Below are 13,954 nucleotides of genomic sequence, written 5' to 3'. Positions count from 1 at the left end.
TCCTGGCGGCTGCGACCAATCCCCGCGTCGCGACGGCGGATTTGGGGTTGGACAGACGCCAGTTTTGAATTATTCTAATTCCTGCGTCGCGGGCCTCGCCGGCCCGCCGACTCGACATCCGGAGGCAATAAATGGCTACGCTCAAGGGCAGCAAGACCGAAGACAATCTGAAGGCCGCCTTCGCCGGCGAATCGCAGGCGAACCGCCGTTATCTCTATTTCGCTCAAAAGGCCGACGTCGAAGGCTACAATGACGTGGCCGCCGTGTTCCGCTCGACCGCCGAAGGCGAGACCGGCCATGCTCATGGCCATCTTGAGTTTCTTGAGACCGTCGGCGATCCGGCGACCGGCCTGCCGATCGGCAAGACCGCCGACAATCTCAAGGCCGCCGTCGCCGGCGAGACTCACGAATATACCGACATGTATCCCGGCATGGCGCGCTCGGCCCGCGAAGAGGGCTTCGAGGAAATCGCCGACTGGTTCGAGACGCTGGCCAAGGCCGAGCGCTCGCACGCCGGCCGCTTCCAGCGCGCTTTGGATGAGCTGAAGTAAAGCGCCAGCCCAACGGCTTCGTCATTGCGAGCGAAGCGAAGCAATCCAGACTCGCCGCGAGGCCGCTGGGTTGCTTCGTCGCTTACGCGCCTCGCAATGACGGTCGCGGTCGCATCACAGGACCATCATGAGAGAAGGCAGTCTCGAGGCGCCGATCCGGCATCCGCTGGATTGGAGGAGCGCCGATTTTTATGACGAAGCCAAGCTCGACGCCGAAATGCGCCGGGTGTTCGACATTTGTCACACATGCCGGCGCTGTTTCAATCTGTGCGACTCTTTTCCGCGGCTCTTCGATCTCGTCGACGAGTCGAAAAGCGGCGAACTCGACACCGTCGCCAGCGCGGACTTTAAAAAGGTCGTGGACGCCTGCACGCTCTGCGACATGTGCTTCATGACGAAGTGCCCCTATGTGCCGCCGCATGAATTCAACATCGACTTTCCGCATCTCATTCTGCGTTACCGCGCGGTCGAGGCGAAGAAGAAGGGCGTGTCCGCCGCCGATCGCGCGCTGGCCGACACCGACCGCAACGGCAAATGGGCGACGCTGATCTCGGGCGCGGTCAATTGGGCGACGCGCCGCGACAATAAGACGATGCGTTCCCTTGAGGAGAAGGCGGCGGGGATCGATCGCAACGCCGAACTGCCGACATACGCCAGCAAATCGCTTGAAGCGCAGGCCGCCGCGAATCCGCCGGCGCGCGATGAATCAGCGCCGGCGAAGGCGCGCAAGGCCGTGCTCTACGCCACCTGCTATGGCGACTACAACGACACGTCGATCGGCATGTCGGCGCTCGCCGTGCTCGCCAGGAACGGCGTCGAAGCGAAAGTCGTGCATCCCGCCTGCTGCGGCATGCCGAAGCTCGAACAGGGCATGATCGAAGAAGTGGCCGAGGCGGCGAAAAAGGTCGCCGCCGCCTTCGCGCCCTATATCGACGAGGGCTATGACATTGTCGCGCCAGTGCCGTCCTGCGCGTTGATGCTGAAATTCGAATGGCCGCTCATCCTGCCCGAGGATGAGAGCATCAGGCGCCTCGCCGAAGCGACATTCGATTTGTCCGAATATGTCGTCGACATCGCCCGTAAGGAAGGACTTGCCGCCGGCATGACGCCGCTTGACGGCGGCGTCGCCTTCCATGTCTCCTGTCATTCGCGCGCCCAGAACATCGGCCAGAAGGGTGCGGAGCTGCTGGCGCTGATTCCGGAAGCAGACGTAACGGTGGTCGAGCGCTGCTCGGGCCATGGCGGCGCCTGGGGCTATAAGAAGGGCAATTTCGACATCGCGATGAAGGTCGGCAAGCCCGCCGCGCGGCAGATGCAGAGCGCCGGCAAGCAGCATATCGTCTCCGAATGCCCGCTCGCCGGACTGCATGTCGAACAGGAGATCGAAACGCTCGGCGGCGAGACGCCGAAGCCGGAGCGCGTCGGCCATCCGATCGTGCTGATGGCGCGGGCTTACGGACTTACAGGCGCGTAAGTTTGGGTTTTTCCTCATCCTGAGGAGCGAGCGAAGCTCGCGTCTCGAAGGACGAGCAAAAATTTCTACTGGCTGCCTCGCCCTCGTGCTTCGAGACGCATCCCCTGGATGCTCCTCAGCATGAGGGCTCAGGTTGTTGGAGCACCAAGAAGATGACCGACCGTCGCCAACTCACCGCCGCCGACATTCTCTCCTGGGCCGAATACGCCAAGGGCCGCGCCGAGCATCGCAAGCGCATCACCGCGCTCAAGCGGCATCGCCGGGTGGAGGTCGGGCCTTATGTCACCTTCTACTTCGAGAATTTCGACACGATGTGGCTGCAGGTGCAGGAAATGCTGCATATTGAGAGAGGCGGCGAAGCGCAGCTCGTCGACGAACTCGCCGCCTATAATCCGCTGATCCCGAAGGGCAGGGAACTCATCGCCACCTTCATGATCGAAATCGACGACGCGCTGCGCCGCGCCCGCGTGTTGGCGCAGCTCGGCGGCATCGAAGAGACCGCCTTCATCGAAGTCGCGGGCGAGCGCATCCCCGGCAAGGCCGAGGAAGATCAGGACCGCACCTCCGAAGCCGGCAAGGCGAGCAGCGTGCAATTCGTGCATTTTGCCTTCACCGACGCGCAAATCGCCGCCTTCAGCGCGCCGAACGCACGCGTGATTTTGGGCCTGTCGCATCCCAACTACAGCCATATGGCGGTGCTGTCGGAAGCGACGCGCGCGGCGCTGGCGGAGGATTTCGGGTAAGAGGCTCGGAGGACTATTGGGCGAAGCCCAGTCTTAGGTTTTTTTTGCATGCTTTCTATCGCCGGATCGAATGGGAGTTGGCTCCGCTTGCCTACGCCCATTCCTGAAACCGCTTGCTTGCGCGTCGACGAAGCAGTTCTAATGTGAGAATTGGTCGATTCGAATTTTCAGTAGCTCACGGAAAGACGACCGTTATCATTAAAAATACTTGGAGAAAGAATCATGGCGGGAAGCACCAATGGCGACGGAACCCGACAGAGCATATTATTTCGCTACCTATTGACGGCCATCGGCGCAGTTGTCGGTGCAGTCCGGACTGCAGCTAAGAGCGCGTACGAATTTTTGATAGGTTTGCAGGGGAAAGAGACGTCCATTTGCATTTTACTATTTATTGGTTGGGTGGGGTTGTTTGCCATTGGCGCTACAGTTCCCGCGCAAAATATTGTTTGCAAATTGAGCGCAATCAATTTCCCGGTTTACCTACCTGCAATCACGATCACATATGCATATTCGAATATCGCCTTCCTGGCATTGCTGTCTGGATCGCTTGGCGGCTTTCTCAGTAGGTTAAGCTTGGACTCTTATGTTGCAGTTGCCGGAGCAACACTCCAAGACCTTTTAAAAGGCCCGAATTCACAAAGTATAGCTTACCAGATGGAGCCGCCAATTGCCAGCGCTATAAGGAGTTTTGCGATATATCTGCTATATATCGCAGGAATCTCTATTGTGGTTCCGGGAGGTGGAAGCGAAACGGTTTTGCTTAAGGTGGACCCTTCGCAGTATGTTCGAATAGCTGGCGTTATATCGGCCGTGGGGTTTGCAGTCGGCTATGATCCGACAATCTTCACTGGTTTCCTCTCGAAGTTGAACCTTGGTCAACGCGCGCCCTAGGCCGTGTGGACGAATTTTATCAAGCACAGGCCTGCGGCGAAACTGACGATGGATCGGAAATTTCTGGCTGTCTTTTCGCAGCGTAGGGCGACGCGCTTGAAGCGTTTGATGCGTCCGATGCCCTGCTCGATGCGGGCGCGTGCTTTGTAGAGCGTCTTGGCGAAGAACTTCGGTTTGTCTTTCTCATTGGCTTTGTGCGGGATGACCGGGGCGATGCCGCGCGCCCTCGCCGCGGCGCGGTTGGCCTTGCTGGCGTAGCCCTTGTCACAGATGGCGGCGCGCGGCCGAATATCCGGGCCGATGTTGAGCAACGTTTCGAAATGCGGTGCGTCGGCAGCCTCGCCGCCAGTCAGATCGAACGCGATGATGTCGCCCGATGCGTCCGACTTCGCGTGGATTTTCGTGGTGAAGCCGCCGCGCGAGCGCCCGAGCGCCTGCGCCTCTTGCCCCCTTTGGCGCCTGCGGCCGACACGTGCGCGCGCACGATGGTTGAATCGAACATCTGGATCAGATGCGCCGACGAACTCATGGAGGCGAGCGTGTCGAAGAAGGCCTCGAATACGCCGGCCTTGCTCAAGCGGTCGAACCGTTTCCATACGCTGTTCCAGTGTCCGAACCGCTCCGGCAACGCGCGCCATCTTACGTTTTCGACCGTGAAGAAATGAAGCGCTTCGAGGAAGCGGCGATCGTCTTCGGCCTTGCGTCCGCGGCGCGGAAGGCAGGCCCGAAACACCGCGAGCGTATGCGCCCAGTCTTCCTCGTCCATCCGCGTCGACATGGCTTCTGGTCTCCGACTCAGTCGGAGTCCTATGAATCATGCCTGATTCCGCGAGGGAATCCCCTCGCAGTCTTCAATCATCAATTCGTCCACACGGCCTAGGAAACACAAAAAACCTCTTATGTTGGCCTGGGGACCCATTCCGGTAAGTGGCTGGGTCTGGAAGACTGGCGCAATTGGCTAAAGAGTTCTAAAGGCGAGGCTCGTTGACATCTAACGCGACGGGTTACGTCCGCTTGACCAGCTTTACCATCCAAGACCCCGTCTCCCGCCGCCGCACCTTCGCGATCATCTCGCATCCTGACGCCGGCAAAACCACGCTCACCGAAAAGCTGCTGCTGTTCGGCGGCGCGATTCAGCTTGCCGGCGCGGTGAAGGCCAAGCGCAACGCCCAGCAGACGCGTTCCGACTGGATGAGCATCGAACGCGAGCGCGGGATCTCGGTCGTCACGTCGGTGATGACCTTCGAATATGCCGACTGCGTCTTCAATCTCCTGGACACGCCGGGCCATGAGGACTTTTCGGAAGACACCTATCGCACGCTCTCCGCCGTCGACGCCGCGGTGATGGTGATCGACGCCGCCAAGGGCATCGAAGCGCGCACCCGAAAGCTTTTCGAAGTCTGCCGCCTGCGCGACATTCCGATCGTCACCTTCATCAACAAGCTCGACCGCGAAGCGCGCGATCCTTTCGATCTCCTCGACGAAATCGAGAAGACGCTGGCGCTCGACGCGACGCCGATCACATGGCCGATCGGCTCGGGCAAGAGCTTCGCCGGCACTTACCGATTCGCCACGAAGACCGTCCGACAGCTCGACAAGGACGCCGAAGAATTGACGACGAGCGGCCTCGACGATCCGTTGTTCGATGCGCTGCTGCCGGGCGGCGCGGACGAATGGCGCGATGAGGCGACGCTCGCCGAAGCGGGCAGCAAGCCCTTCGATCTTGCAGACTTCCGCGAAGGCCATCTGACGCCGGTTTTCTTCGGCAGCGCGCTGCGCAATTTCGGCGTCCGCGATCTCATCGACGCGATGGCCGAATATGCGCCGAGCCCGCGCGCTCAGGAGGCCGACAAGCGTCTTGTTGAAGCGAAAGAGCCGAAGATGACCGGCTTCGTCTTCAAGATTCAGGCGAATATGGACCCAAACCATCGCGACCGCATCGCCTTCATGCGGGTCTGTTCGGGCAGGCTGACGCGCGGCATGAAGGCGAAGCTCATTCGCACCGGCAAGAATATTCCGATCAATGCGCCGCAATTCTTCTTCGCGCGCGACCGCTCGATCGCCGATGAAGCCTATGCGGGCGATGTCGTCGGCCTGCCCAATCACGGACAATTGCGCATCGGCGATACGCTGACCGAAGGAGAAGAAATTGTCTTCCGCGGCGTGCCGAGCTTCGCTCCGGAAATTTTGCGCCGCATTCTCATCGGCGATGCGATGAAGGCGAAGAAGTTGCGCGAGGCCTTGCAGCAGCTCGCGGAGGAGGGCGTCGTGCAGGTGTTTACCCCGCATGACGGGTCGGGTCCGATCGTCGGCGTCGTCGGCGCCTTGCAGCTCGACGTGCTGGCGACGCGTCTCGACGCCGAATATGGATTGCAGACGCGTTATGAACAGCCGCGCTTCACGATCTGCCGCTGGATCGCGTCGGACGAGCCGGCAAAGCTGAAGAGCTTCATCGACGCCAATGGCTCCAGCATCGCCGACGATCTCGACGGCGCGCCCGTCTTCATGAGTTCGTCTGCGTTCCAGCTCAACTATGACGCCGAGCGCAATCCTGCGGTGAAATTCTCGGATGTGAAGGATTATCAGAAAGGCGCCTGACTGACGGGGCGCTCGAAATTCACAAGAGGTGAGAAGCCTATGCGCCTTTGACAAGCGCCCAGAGCACGACGACGAGCGCGATCGTCATCGCAATGATGAAGAGATTCTGGGTTAGCTCCAGATATCGTTGAGCCTCGACCAGAACCGCCTCATAATATCTGCCATACCACAGCGTCTGCATTTCAGTCCTCGATTGCTCAAAGGCGGCGAATTTCAAGAGGGCGCGTCAGTCCATTCCGGGTACGATTGGCGGGACTCGCTTTGGGTCTCGCAACGACGGCGCGCCGGACGTCGGCGGTCCAAGCGCTTGCGGCGTGATGTCGGCGGACGCTTTTGAACGGGCGGCGGGGTCAACTCCAATTACGAGCGTGACGAGGTAGCGCTGTTTTTCCTCGGTGACGCTCGCGAAGGAGCCAGGTCCGGCGCCAATCGCGATGAAATCATTCTTGTTCATCGTGTCTCGCTTGGCCGTCCGCGCCGAATAGGGACGAATGTCGCGATAGATGAATTCGCTGAGCGCGTCCGGGAAGAAGAGCTGTCCAGTCAAAATGTTGGCGTCGTTCAGGAACGCCTTGAAATGAATGTGCGGCGTGCGTCCGGGATACCAGCCTGGATAAATGGACTTGAATGTCGCGACGCCGGCGTCGTCAGCGAGCTGCGAGCCGCGCAGGAAGGATTCGCCTATCGTGCTGATCGGCTGCGCACGGTTGTCGCCCTGTCCGGCATAGTTCGAATAGAGGCCAGCGGCGTCGCAATGCCAGACGTCGACTCGCGCGCCGGCGATCGGTCGGCATGTCTGATCGACGATTTGGAGGCGCAACAAGATCGGAACGCCGGTCTTGTTCTCGCGAATGTCGCACCGAACCAGTTTTGGATCGAAATAATAGGGGCCCTGTACCGCTTCCGGCGTCAAAAGGCACGCCCGCGCCCCGAGCAGGGGAGGCGCCGAGTCATCGGTCGGCGTTTCAGCGAAGCTCTTGCGCGTCGCCCCTCCGGTCGTCAATGCGGCGATCATGCCAAGAATGTCGCGCCGATCCGGCCATCCTCTTCGATCATTCATCTCTTAGCCTGTCGATTGAACGCTTTCCGTCGAAGCGGACGTCGCCTCGCTTTGGAAAATGCGTCGGGTAAGGAATTTGAACGAATAAAATTCAAAAGATGCGCGTCAGCGATCTACTGGTTTCCAAGGCCGCGAAGGCTGAAGCTCGTCAGCGTATCGACGAGGCGCTCCAGAGCGTCTTCGTCGAATTTCAGCGAGAATGGCGGCTGCGCCAGCCGTTCGGCTTCGCGCACGAAGAACATCGGCTGCTGCGCCAGCCATAGCGTCGCGAATGTGACGGTCTCTGGAGAGGCGTCTTGCGGCAGGAAACGCCGCACGACGCGCTCCGCAAGGCGAAAGATGCGCGGCGATGAGTTGGCGATGAAGGCGCTGAAGACCTGGCTCGGCTGCACGCTTTCCCAGGCGAAGATGCGCAGATAGCGGCTGACGCGATCGCGCTTGACGAGCGGCAGCAGGAATTGATGCAGATAGCGCCGCAACGCGTCTTCGGGCGAAAGCCCGTCGAGTTCTTCCGCGTCCAGGAACGCATTCTCTTCGAAGGCCCGCGTCGCGGCGAGCAGCACTTCGCGATAGAGCCCTTCCTTGCCGCCGAAGTGATAGTTCACGGCGGCCTGATTGGCGGTCGCCCGTTGCGTGATGAGCCGCACCGAGCCTCCGTCATACCCATATTCGGCGAAGACTGACGTCGCGGCCTTGATGAGCGCCGCGCGCGTCGTCTCCGCAGTGCGAGAGGCGACGCGCGCCTGATCCAGATTACTCAATCCTGGTCCTCAAAAACGATAGGCGTTGACGAAGCCCGACACCGCGCCGGTCAGCGAGGTCGCCCCATTCCACACCTTTTGGCCGAGCGGGGCCAGTTTTGATGGGAGCCCTGTCGGGTCGAACTTGGCCAAGAAACTCCGTTCCGGTTGGTCCGCGCTTTCGCCCGTTGTCTGGGCGACCGGTTCGGCGTTCTTGGTCGGGGGCGTTCGGGGCGTCGACTCGACAGGGTTTCTCGTTTCCGCAGACGGCTTGCGCGAAGCTGCGACTTTCGTCGGCTTCGCGGGGCGCGTCTCCGTCGTCACAGGGGCGATTTCGTTTGACCAATCATAGATGTGCTCCCGGGGATAGACCGTGACGACGGCCGGCGTCGGCGCGGCGCCGTCGCGCTCCGTCGCGCCACGCTCGGGGTCGTCGGACAGGAGCCGATCGATGATCTTGCCGCTCACCGGGTCGGTGGTGAAAACCATCTCCTTCAACGCTTCGCCATTCTTCCATTGCGGCGGCACGACGGCGACGAGCGAGGTCGCGACGAAGCAGACGGCGGCGTCGACGAGAAGCCGGCGCGACCTCGCGCCGGCGGCGGCAAATTTTTCCTCCAAATGGCTCCCCATGGCGAACCTCCGTTTAAAACGACTGATTGAATTTCAAACGCCCGTTTGAAGCCAAATTATGGCGCCGCAAAAAGACCGGGCCCGAATGCGTCATTTCAGCGCTTGCGGCCCCGGACCGGGTCCGCGACAGCGGCCGCTCTTCCCGTCACGACTTCGTCGTGATAAGCGACCCCTCTCACGATGCGCGTCGTAAGGACCGGCTTCGCCGCTTAACGCCGGGAGCCGGTTTTTGCTTTCGTTCAGCGCCGTTAGGCATAGAGGTCCAATTCCATGAGCCATTCCGGTTTCTTCACCGCCTCCGTCAGCGCTTCCGATCCGGAAATCGCCAAGGCGATCGAACTCGAACTCGGCCGCCAGCGGCATGAGATTGAACTGATCGCGTCGGAGAATATTGTCTCCAAGGCGGTGCTTGAGGCCCAGGGCTCGGTTCTCACCAACAAATACGCCGAGGGCTATCCCGGGAAGCGCTATTACGGCGGCTGCCAGTTCGTCGACATCGCCGAAAATCTCGCGATCGACCGCGCCAAGAAGCTGTTTGACTGCGGCTTCGCCAATGTGCAGCCGAACTCCGGCTCGCAGGCCAATCAGGCGGTGTTCCTCGCCCTCGCGACGCCGGGCGATTCTTTCATGGGCCTCGATCTCGCCGCCGGCGGCCATCTGACGCATGGCTCGCCGGTCAATCTCTCCGGCAAATGGTTCAAGCCTGTTCCCTATACGGTGCGCAAGGATGACAATCGCATCGACATGGAGCAGGTCGCCGCGCTCGCCAAGGAGCACAAGCCGAAGCTGATCATCGCCGGCGGCTCGGGCTATTCGCGCATTTGGGACTTCGAAGGCTTCCGCAAGATCGCCGACAGCGTCGGGGCCTATTTCATGGTCGACATGGCGCATTTCGCCGGCCTCGTGGCCGCGGGCCTGCATCCCTCGCCTTTCCCGCACGCCCATGTCGTCACCACCACGACGCATAAGACGTTGCGCGGCCCGCGCGGCGGCATGGTGCTGACCAATGACGAGGACATCGCCAAGAAGATCAATTCGGCGGTCTTCCCCGGTCTGCAGGGCGGTCCGCTGATGCATGTCATCGCCGGCAAGGCGGTGGCCTTCGGCGAGGCGCTGACCCCGCAGTTCAAGACCTATCAGCAGCAGGTCAAGGACAACGCCCAGACGCTGGCGCAGACGCTGGTCGACGCCGGCCTCGCGATCGTCTCGGGCGGCACCGACAATCATCTGATGCTCGTCGATCTGCGCCCCAAGAAAATCACAGGCAAGGCGGCGGAAGCCGCTCTCGGCCGCGCCCATATCACCTGCAACAAGAACGGCATTCCCTTCGATCCGGAGAAGCCCTTCGTCACCTCCGGCATTCGTCTCGGCTCGCCGGCGGCGACCTCGCGCGGCTTTGGCCAGGACGAATTCAAAGCGGTCGGCAAGATGATCGTCGAAGTGCTCGACGGCTTGTCGTCGAAGGGCGAGGAGGGCAACGCCGCGACCGAAGCCGCGGTGAAGGAAAAGGTTCACGCGCTCACCGCGAAGTTCCCGATCTATTAAAAGGTGGGACGTCCACCTCCCCCTTGAGGGGGGAGGTCGGTCGCCGGCGGCGACCGGGTGGGGGTGAACCCCGAGTCGAGTTGGTTTGTCACCCCACCCCGACCCCGCTTCGCGGGCTCGACCCTCCCCCTCCAGGGGAGGGTGTTCCGCGCGGCTCGAAGGACGCAAGATGCGCTGTCCCTATTGCGGCTCCGCCGACACGCAGGTGAAGGACTCCCGCCCGGCGGAGGATTCGTCCTGCATACGCCGGCGCCGCGTCTGTCCAACCTGCGGCGGGCGCTTCACCACTTTCGAGCGCGTGCAGCTGCGCGAAATCATCGTCGTCAAGAAATCAGGCCGCCGCGCACCCTTCGATCGCGACAAGCTGACCCGCTCGGTCGAAATCGCTTTGCGCAAGCGTCCGGTCGAGCCGGAGCGGGTCGAGCAGATGATTTCTGGAATCGTGCGTCAGCTTGAAAGCCTCGGCGAAGTCGAGGTCGAAAGCCAGCGCATCGGCGAACTCGTCATCGAAGGCCTGCGCTCGCTCGACGCCGTCGCCTTCGTGCGCTTCGCTTCGGTCTATCGCGATTTTCGCGAGGTCAGCGATTTTTCGGCGGTGATCGACGAATTGGAGAGCGGCGGCGACGGCGCGGTCTTTGCGTCGGGCGGGGACGACCCAGAGAAGTCATGACGCTTCACAAATCCTTCCTGCAGGCCGCGACCGACGACGCCTATATGGCGGCGGCGCTGGCGCTCGGCCGGCGCAATCTCGGCCGCACAGCGCCCAATCCGGCGGTCGGAGCGCTGCTGGTGCGCGACGGGATTGTCATCGCCCGCGGCTGGACGGCGCCGGGCGGGCGCCCGCATGCCGAGGCGATCGCCATGGCGGCCGCCGGCGAGGCGGCGCGCGGCGCGACGCTTTACGTGACGTTGGAGCCTTGCGCGCATCATGGCGCGACGCCGCCCTGCGTCGATTCGATCATCGCCGGCGGCGTCGCGCGGGTCGTCGCGGCGCTTGAGGACCCGGACCCGCGCGTCTCCGGCGACGGCCATGCGCGATTGCGCAATGCGGGCATCGAGGTGCTGGTCGGGCCGGGCGCCGCCGCGGCGCGCGCCGATCATCTCGGGCATATTCTGCGCGTCACCCGCCGCCGGCCGATGATCACGCTGAAACTGGCGCGCACCGCGGACGGCTACGCCGCCGGCGCCGCGCATGATCCGCGCCTGCACATCACCGGCCCGGTCGCCGACGCCTTCACCCATGTGCAGCGCTCGCTCCATGACGCGATCATGATCGGCGGCGGCACGGCGCGCGTCGACGATCCGCTGATGACCGTGCGCCTGCCGGGCATGCAGAACTGCAAGCCGCTGCGGGTCGTGCTCGACGAGAAACTTTCGCTGTCGCCGCGTTCGCGCCTCGCGTCCACGGCGCGTGAAACGCCGCTGCTGGTGATCACCGGCTCGGCGGTTTCCGATGAGTCGGTCAAGGCGTTCGAAAACGCCACCGGCGCCGAGGTCGCCTGCGTCGCGACGCATGACGGCCTGCTTGATCTTCCGAGCGCGCTCAGGCTGCTCGCCGATCGCGGCGTCACCCGCGTGTTCAGCGAAGGCGGTCCGCGCGTCGCCGAAAGTCTGCTCGCCGCCGATCTTGCCGACGAGGTGATCCTGCACACCGGCGTCAAGCCGTTGGGCAGGGAAGGGCGTCCCGCGCTGACGCCGGCGGCGCGCGCTGCGCTCGAAGACGACGCGCGCTATCGTCTGATCGAAACGCGCGCGCTCGGCGCCGACACCATGACCCGTTACGCGCGGGTCGGCTGATGTTCACCGGAATCGTCACCGATATGGGCGAAGTAATTTCAGTCGCGCCGCGCGGCGAATTGCGGCGCCTGCGCATCGCCTGTTCTTACGACGCCGACAGCACCGCGCTTGGCGCCTCGATCGCCTGCTCGGGCGTCTGCCTGACGGTCGTCGCCGTCGCGCGTGAAGGCGCGCGTACGGTCTTTGAGGTTGACGCCGCCGCCGAGACGCTCGCGGTGACGACGGTCGGCGCATGGGCCTGTGGAACGCGCATCAATCTCGAACGCGCCTTGAAGATCGGCGACGAACTCGGCGGCCATATCGTCACCGGCCATGTCGACGGCGTCGCGAAAGTTCTGTCGCGCGAGGACTTTGACGACATGTGCCTCTTGTGGTTCGAGGCGCCGCGCGACCTGTCGCGCTTCATCGCCAAAAAGGGCTCGGTCGCGCTCGACGGCGTTTCGCTCACGGTGAATGAGGTCGAGGAGAATCGCTTTTCCGTGCTGCTCATTCCGCATACGCTGGCCGTGACGACGCTCGGCGCGCGCCGGGCAGCGGACGCGCTCAACATCGAAGTCGATCTGATGGCGCGCTATGCGGCAAGGTTGAGCGAGGCGAGATAGCCTGCGCCACGACGTGAATGCGTGAAAGAGTTGGAGCGCTGACAACGCGCCGCTCATGTGACATAACCCGCGCACAAAATCGGCTCGCGGATTCCCTCTCCCATAGGGAGAGGGCGGCCCGGCGCAGCCGGGTCGGGTGAGGGGTTGGCGTCTCGGCAAATCTGGTTGCTGCGGGGGTCGCCTCCCGCCTGCTTTTCATATTCGAGATCGCCGCCCCTCACCCGGCTGCTTTGCAGCCACCCTCTCCCGATGGGAGAGGGTTGCGCGCATTCTGGAGTCCCCATGGCAGGTTTTGCACCCGACGATGATGATTCCGCGCCCGTTCCCGGCGCGCGCATTCTCGTCGTCGCGACGAAGTTCAACGCCGATATCGTCGACATGCTGCGCGACGGCGCGCTTGACGCGTTGCGGGCGCTGCAGGCGCAGGCGACGGTGATCCATGTCCCCGGCGCGCTGGAGCTCGCCACGGCGGCGGCGATCGCGCTTGACGATTCCGAACTCGCCGGCGCGCCTTATGACGGCGTCGTGGCGCTCGGCTGCGTCATCCGCGGCGAGACCTATCATTTCGAACTCGTCGCCAATGAGAGCGCGCGCGCGCTCACCAATCTTTCGGTGTCGCGCCGGCTGCCGCTCGGCAATGGCGTGCTCACCGTCGAGAACGAAGCGCAGGCGATCGTGCGCGCCGATCCGAAACAGGGAAACAAGGGCGCCGACGCCGCCCGCGCGGCGCTGGCGCTGGTGCGCCTCAAACGGGGCGTCGCATGAGTCTGGATCAACGTTCGGCGGCGCGTCTCGCCATCGTGCAGGCGCTCTATCAGATGGAAGTCGCCGGCAAGGGCCTCAATGAGATTTTCGCCGAGTTCGAGTCGCATTGGATCGGGCGCGAGATCGAGGGCGCGCAATATAAGCCGGCGGACGCTTCCTTCTTTCGCGACGTGCTGCAGGGCGTGCTGACCGATCAGGTGGCGATCGACCGGCAGATTGATCGCGCGCTTGCCGGCGGTTGGCCGCTATCGCGGCTGGAGTCGGTGATGCGCGCCGCCTTACGTGCCGGCGCCTATGAGCTGCGCGCGCGAAAGGACGTGCCGGCGCGCGTTGTCATCAAGGAATATGTCGACGTCGCCGGCGCCTTTTTCGGCCCGACCGAGTCAGGAATGGTCAACGCCGTGCTCGATCGGATCGCCCATGAGGAGCGCGCCGAGGAGCTGAGTTGACAGGAACAGAGCCTGTGGCTTCCTCGTCCTTCGAGACGGCTGCTACGCGGCCTCCTCAGGATGGGGGGCCTTATGTTTCGCAGCTGCAGGGGATGAACGACCCTTG

The 13,954-nt window shown here is 62.7% G+C and carries 16 protein-coding genes and 1 pseudogene; 11 read left to right on the top strand and 6 right to left on the bottom strand.

What is annotated here, in order from left to right:
- Positions 1–131: 131 nt before the first annotated feature.
- The 4 genes from U1E20_RS13095 (at position 132) to U1E20_RS13080 (ending at position 3,659) form a co-directional block, all read left to right on the top strand.
- The gene (locus tag U1E20_RS13095) at positions 132–551 is read left to right on the top strand and encodes a rubrerythrin family protein (RefSeq protein WP_292529561.1); all 420 of its coding nucleotides are present in this window, start codon (positions 132–134) and stop codon (positions 549–551) included.
- Between the two features lie 127 nt (positions 552–678).
- Positions 679–2,025, top strand: a complete 1,347-nt coding sequence (locus U1E20_RS13090) for a heterodisulfide reductase-related iron-sulfur binding cluster (RefSeq protein ID WP_409981058.1) — start codon at positions 679–681, stop codon at positions 2,023–2,025.
- Positions 2,026–2,177: 152 nt separating this feature from the next.
- Entirely contained in the window at positions 2,178–2,768 is a 591-nt protein-coding gene (locus tag U1E20_RS13085) for a DUF3501 family protein (RefSeq protein ID WP_409981057.1), read from the top strand.
- A gap of 222 nt (positions 2,769–2,990) precedes the next feature.
- Positions 2,991–3,659: a hypothetical protein gene (locus U1E20_RS13080; RefSeq protein ID WP_409981056.1), complete on the top strand. Its 669-nt coding sequence runs from the start codon at positions 2,991–2,993 to the stop codon at positions 3,657–3,659.
- Here the strand turns inward: U1E20_RS13080 and U1E20_RS13075 are convergent.
- The gene (locus U1E20_RS13075) at positions 3,656–4,255 is read right to left on the bottom strand and encodes an IS5 family transposase (protein ID WP_409980372.1); all 600 of its coding nucleotides are present in this window, start codon (positions 4,253–4,255) and stop codon (positions 3,656–3,658) included. The genes U1E20_RS13080 and U1E20_RS13075 overlap by 4 nt on opposite strands.
- 11 nt (positions 4,256–4,266) lie before the next feature.
- A pseudogene (locus U1E20_RS13070) lies at positions 4,267–4,425 on the bottom strand (hypothetical protein); the annotation flags it as partial.
- 218 nt (positions 4,426–4,643) lie between these two features.
- On the opposite strand from U1E20_RS13070, the gene U1E20_RS13065 reads away from it, so the two are divergent.
- Positions 4,644–6,257 carry a peptide chain release factor 3 gene (locus U1E20_RS13065; RefSeq protein ID WP_409981055.1) on the top strand — a complete coding sequence of 538 codons (1,614 nt, stop codon included), beginning with the start codon at positions 4,644–4,646 and terminating at the stop codon, positions 6,255–6,257.
- Between the two features lie 37 nt (positions 6,258–6,294).
- Here U1E20_RS13065 and U1E20_RS13060 read toward each other — a convergent pair whose 3' ends face one another.
- The 4 genes from U1E20_RS13060 to U1E20_RS13045 all read right to left on the bottom strand — a co-directional run bounded on the left by U1E20_RS13060 (position 6,295) and on the right by U1E20_RS13045 (position 8,690).
- A complete protein-coding gene (locus U1E20_RS13060; RefSeq protein WP_409981054.1) occupies positions 6,295–6,438 on the bottom strand; it encodes a hypothetical protein in 144 nt (47 codons plus the stop codon).
- A gap of 45 nt (positions 6,439–6,483) precedes the next feature.
- On the bottom strand, positions 6,484–7,317 hold the full coding sequence (locus tag U1E20_RS13055; protein ID WP_409981053.1) for an intradiol ring-cleavage dioxygenase: 834 nt from the start codon (positions 7,315–7,317) through the stop codon (positions 6,484–6,486).
- A gap of 113 nt (positions 7,318–7,430) precedes the next feature.
- A complete protein-coding gene (locus U1E20_RS13050) occupies positions 7,431–8,078 on the bottom strand; it encodes a TetR/AcrR family transcriptional regulator (RefSeq protein WP_409981052.1) in 648 nt (215 codons plus the stop codon).
- Positions 8,079–8,087: 9 nt separating this feature from the next.
- Positions 8,088–8,690 (bottom strand): hypothetical protein, encoded by a 603-nt coding sequence (locus U1E20_RS13045; protein WP_409981051.1) that lies wholly within the window; start codon positions 8,688–8,690, stop codon positions 8,088–8,090.
- Between the two features lie 270 nt (positions 8,691–8,960).
- On the opposite strand from U1E20_RS13045, the gene glyA reads away from it, so the two are divergent.
- The 6 genes from glyA to nusB all read left to right on the top strand — a co-directional run bounded on the left by glyA (position 8,961) and on the right by nusB (position 13,848).
- Positions 8,961–10,235, top strand: a complete 1,275-nt coding sequence (glyA, locus tag U1E20_RS13040; RefSeq protein WP_409981050.1) for a serine hydroxymethyltransferase — start codon at positions 8,961–8,963, stop codon at positions 10,233–10,235.
- Between the two features lie 169 nt (positions 10,236–10,404).
- Positions 10,405–10,905 (top strand): transcriptional regulator NrdR, encoded by a 501-nt coding sequence (nrdR, locus tag U1E20_RS13035; RefSeq protein WP_409981049.1) that lies wholly within the window; start codon positions 10,405–10,407, stop codon positions 10,903–10,905.
- Positions 10,902–12,032 (top strand): bifunctional diaminohydroxyphosphoribosylaminopyrimidine deaminase/5-amino-6-(5-phosphoribosylamino)uracil reductase RibD, encoded by a 1,131-nt coding sequence (gene ribD / locus U1E20_RS13030; protein WP_409981048.1) that lies wholly within the window; start codon positions 10,902–10,904, stop codon positions 12,030–12,032. Before nrdR ends, ribD begins: the two co-directional genes overlap by 4 nt.
- Positions 12,032–12,634 carry a riboflavin synthase gene (locus tag U1E20_RS13025; protein WP_409981047.1) on the top strand — a complete coding sequence of 201 codons (603 nt, stop codon included), beginning with the start codon at positions 12,032–12,034 and terminating at the stop codon, positions 12,632–12,634. The genes ribD and U1E20_RS13025 overlap by 1 nt, the downstream gene beginning before the upstream one ends.
- A 282-nt stretch (positions 12,635–12,916) precedes the next feature.
- Positions 12,917–13,399 (top strand): 6,7-dimethyl-8-ribityllumazine synthase, encoded by a 483-nt coding sequence (gene ribH, locus U1E20_RS13020; RefSeq protein WP_409981046.1) that lies wholly within the window; start codon positions 12,917–12,919, stop codon positions 13,397–13,399.
- Positions 13,396–13,848: a transcription antitermination factor NusB gene (gene nusB, locus U1E20_RS13015; protein ID WP_409981045.1), complete on the top strand. Its 453-nt coding sequence runs from the start codon at positions 13,396–13,398 to the stop codon at positions 13,846–13,848. The genes ribH and nusB overlap by 4 nt, the downstream gene beginning before the upstream one ends.
- Positions 13,849–13,954: the final 106 nt, after the last annotated feature.

This window comes from Methylocystis sp., from assembly GCF_046349115.1.
Taxonomy (GTDB): Bacteria; Pseudomonadota; Alphaproteobacteria; order Rhizobiales; family Beijerinckiaceae; genus Methylocystis.
Note: the sequence above shows the minus strand (reverse complement) of the source record. Positions and strands in the feature narration are given on the sequence as shown.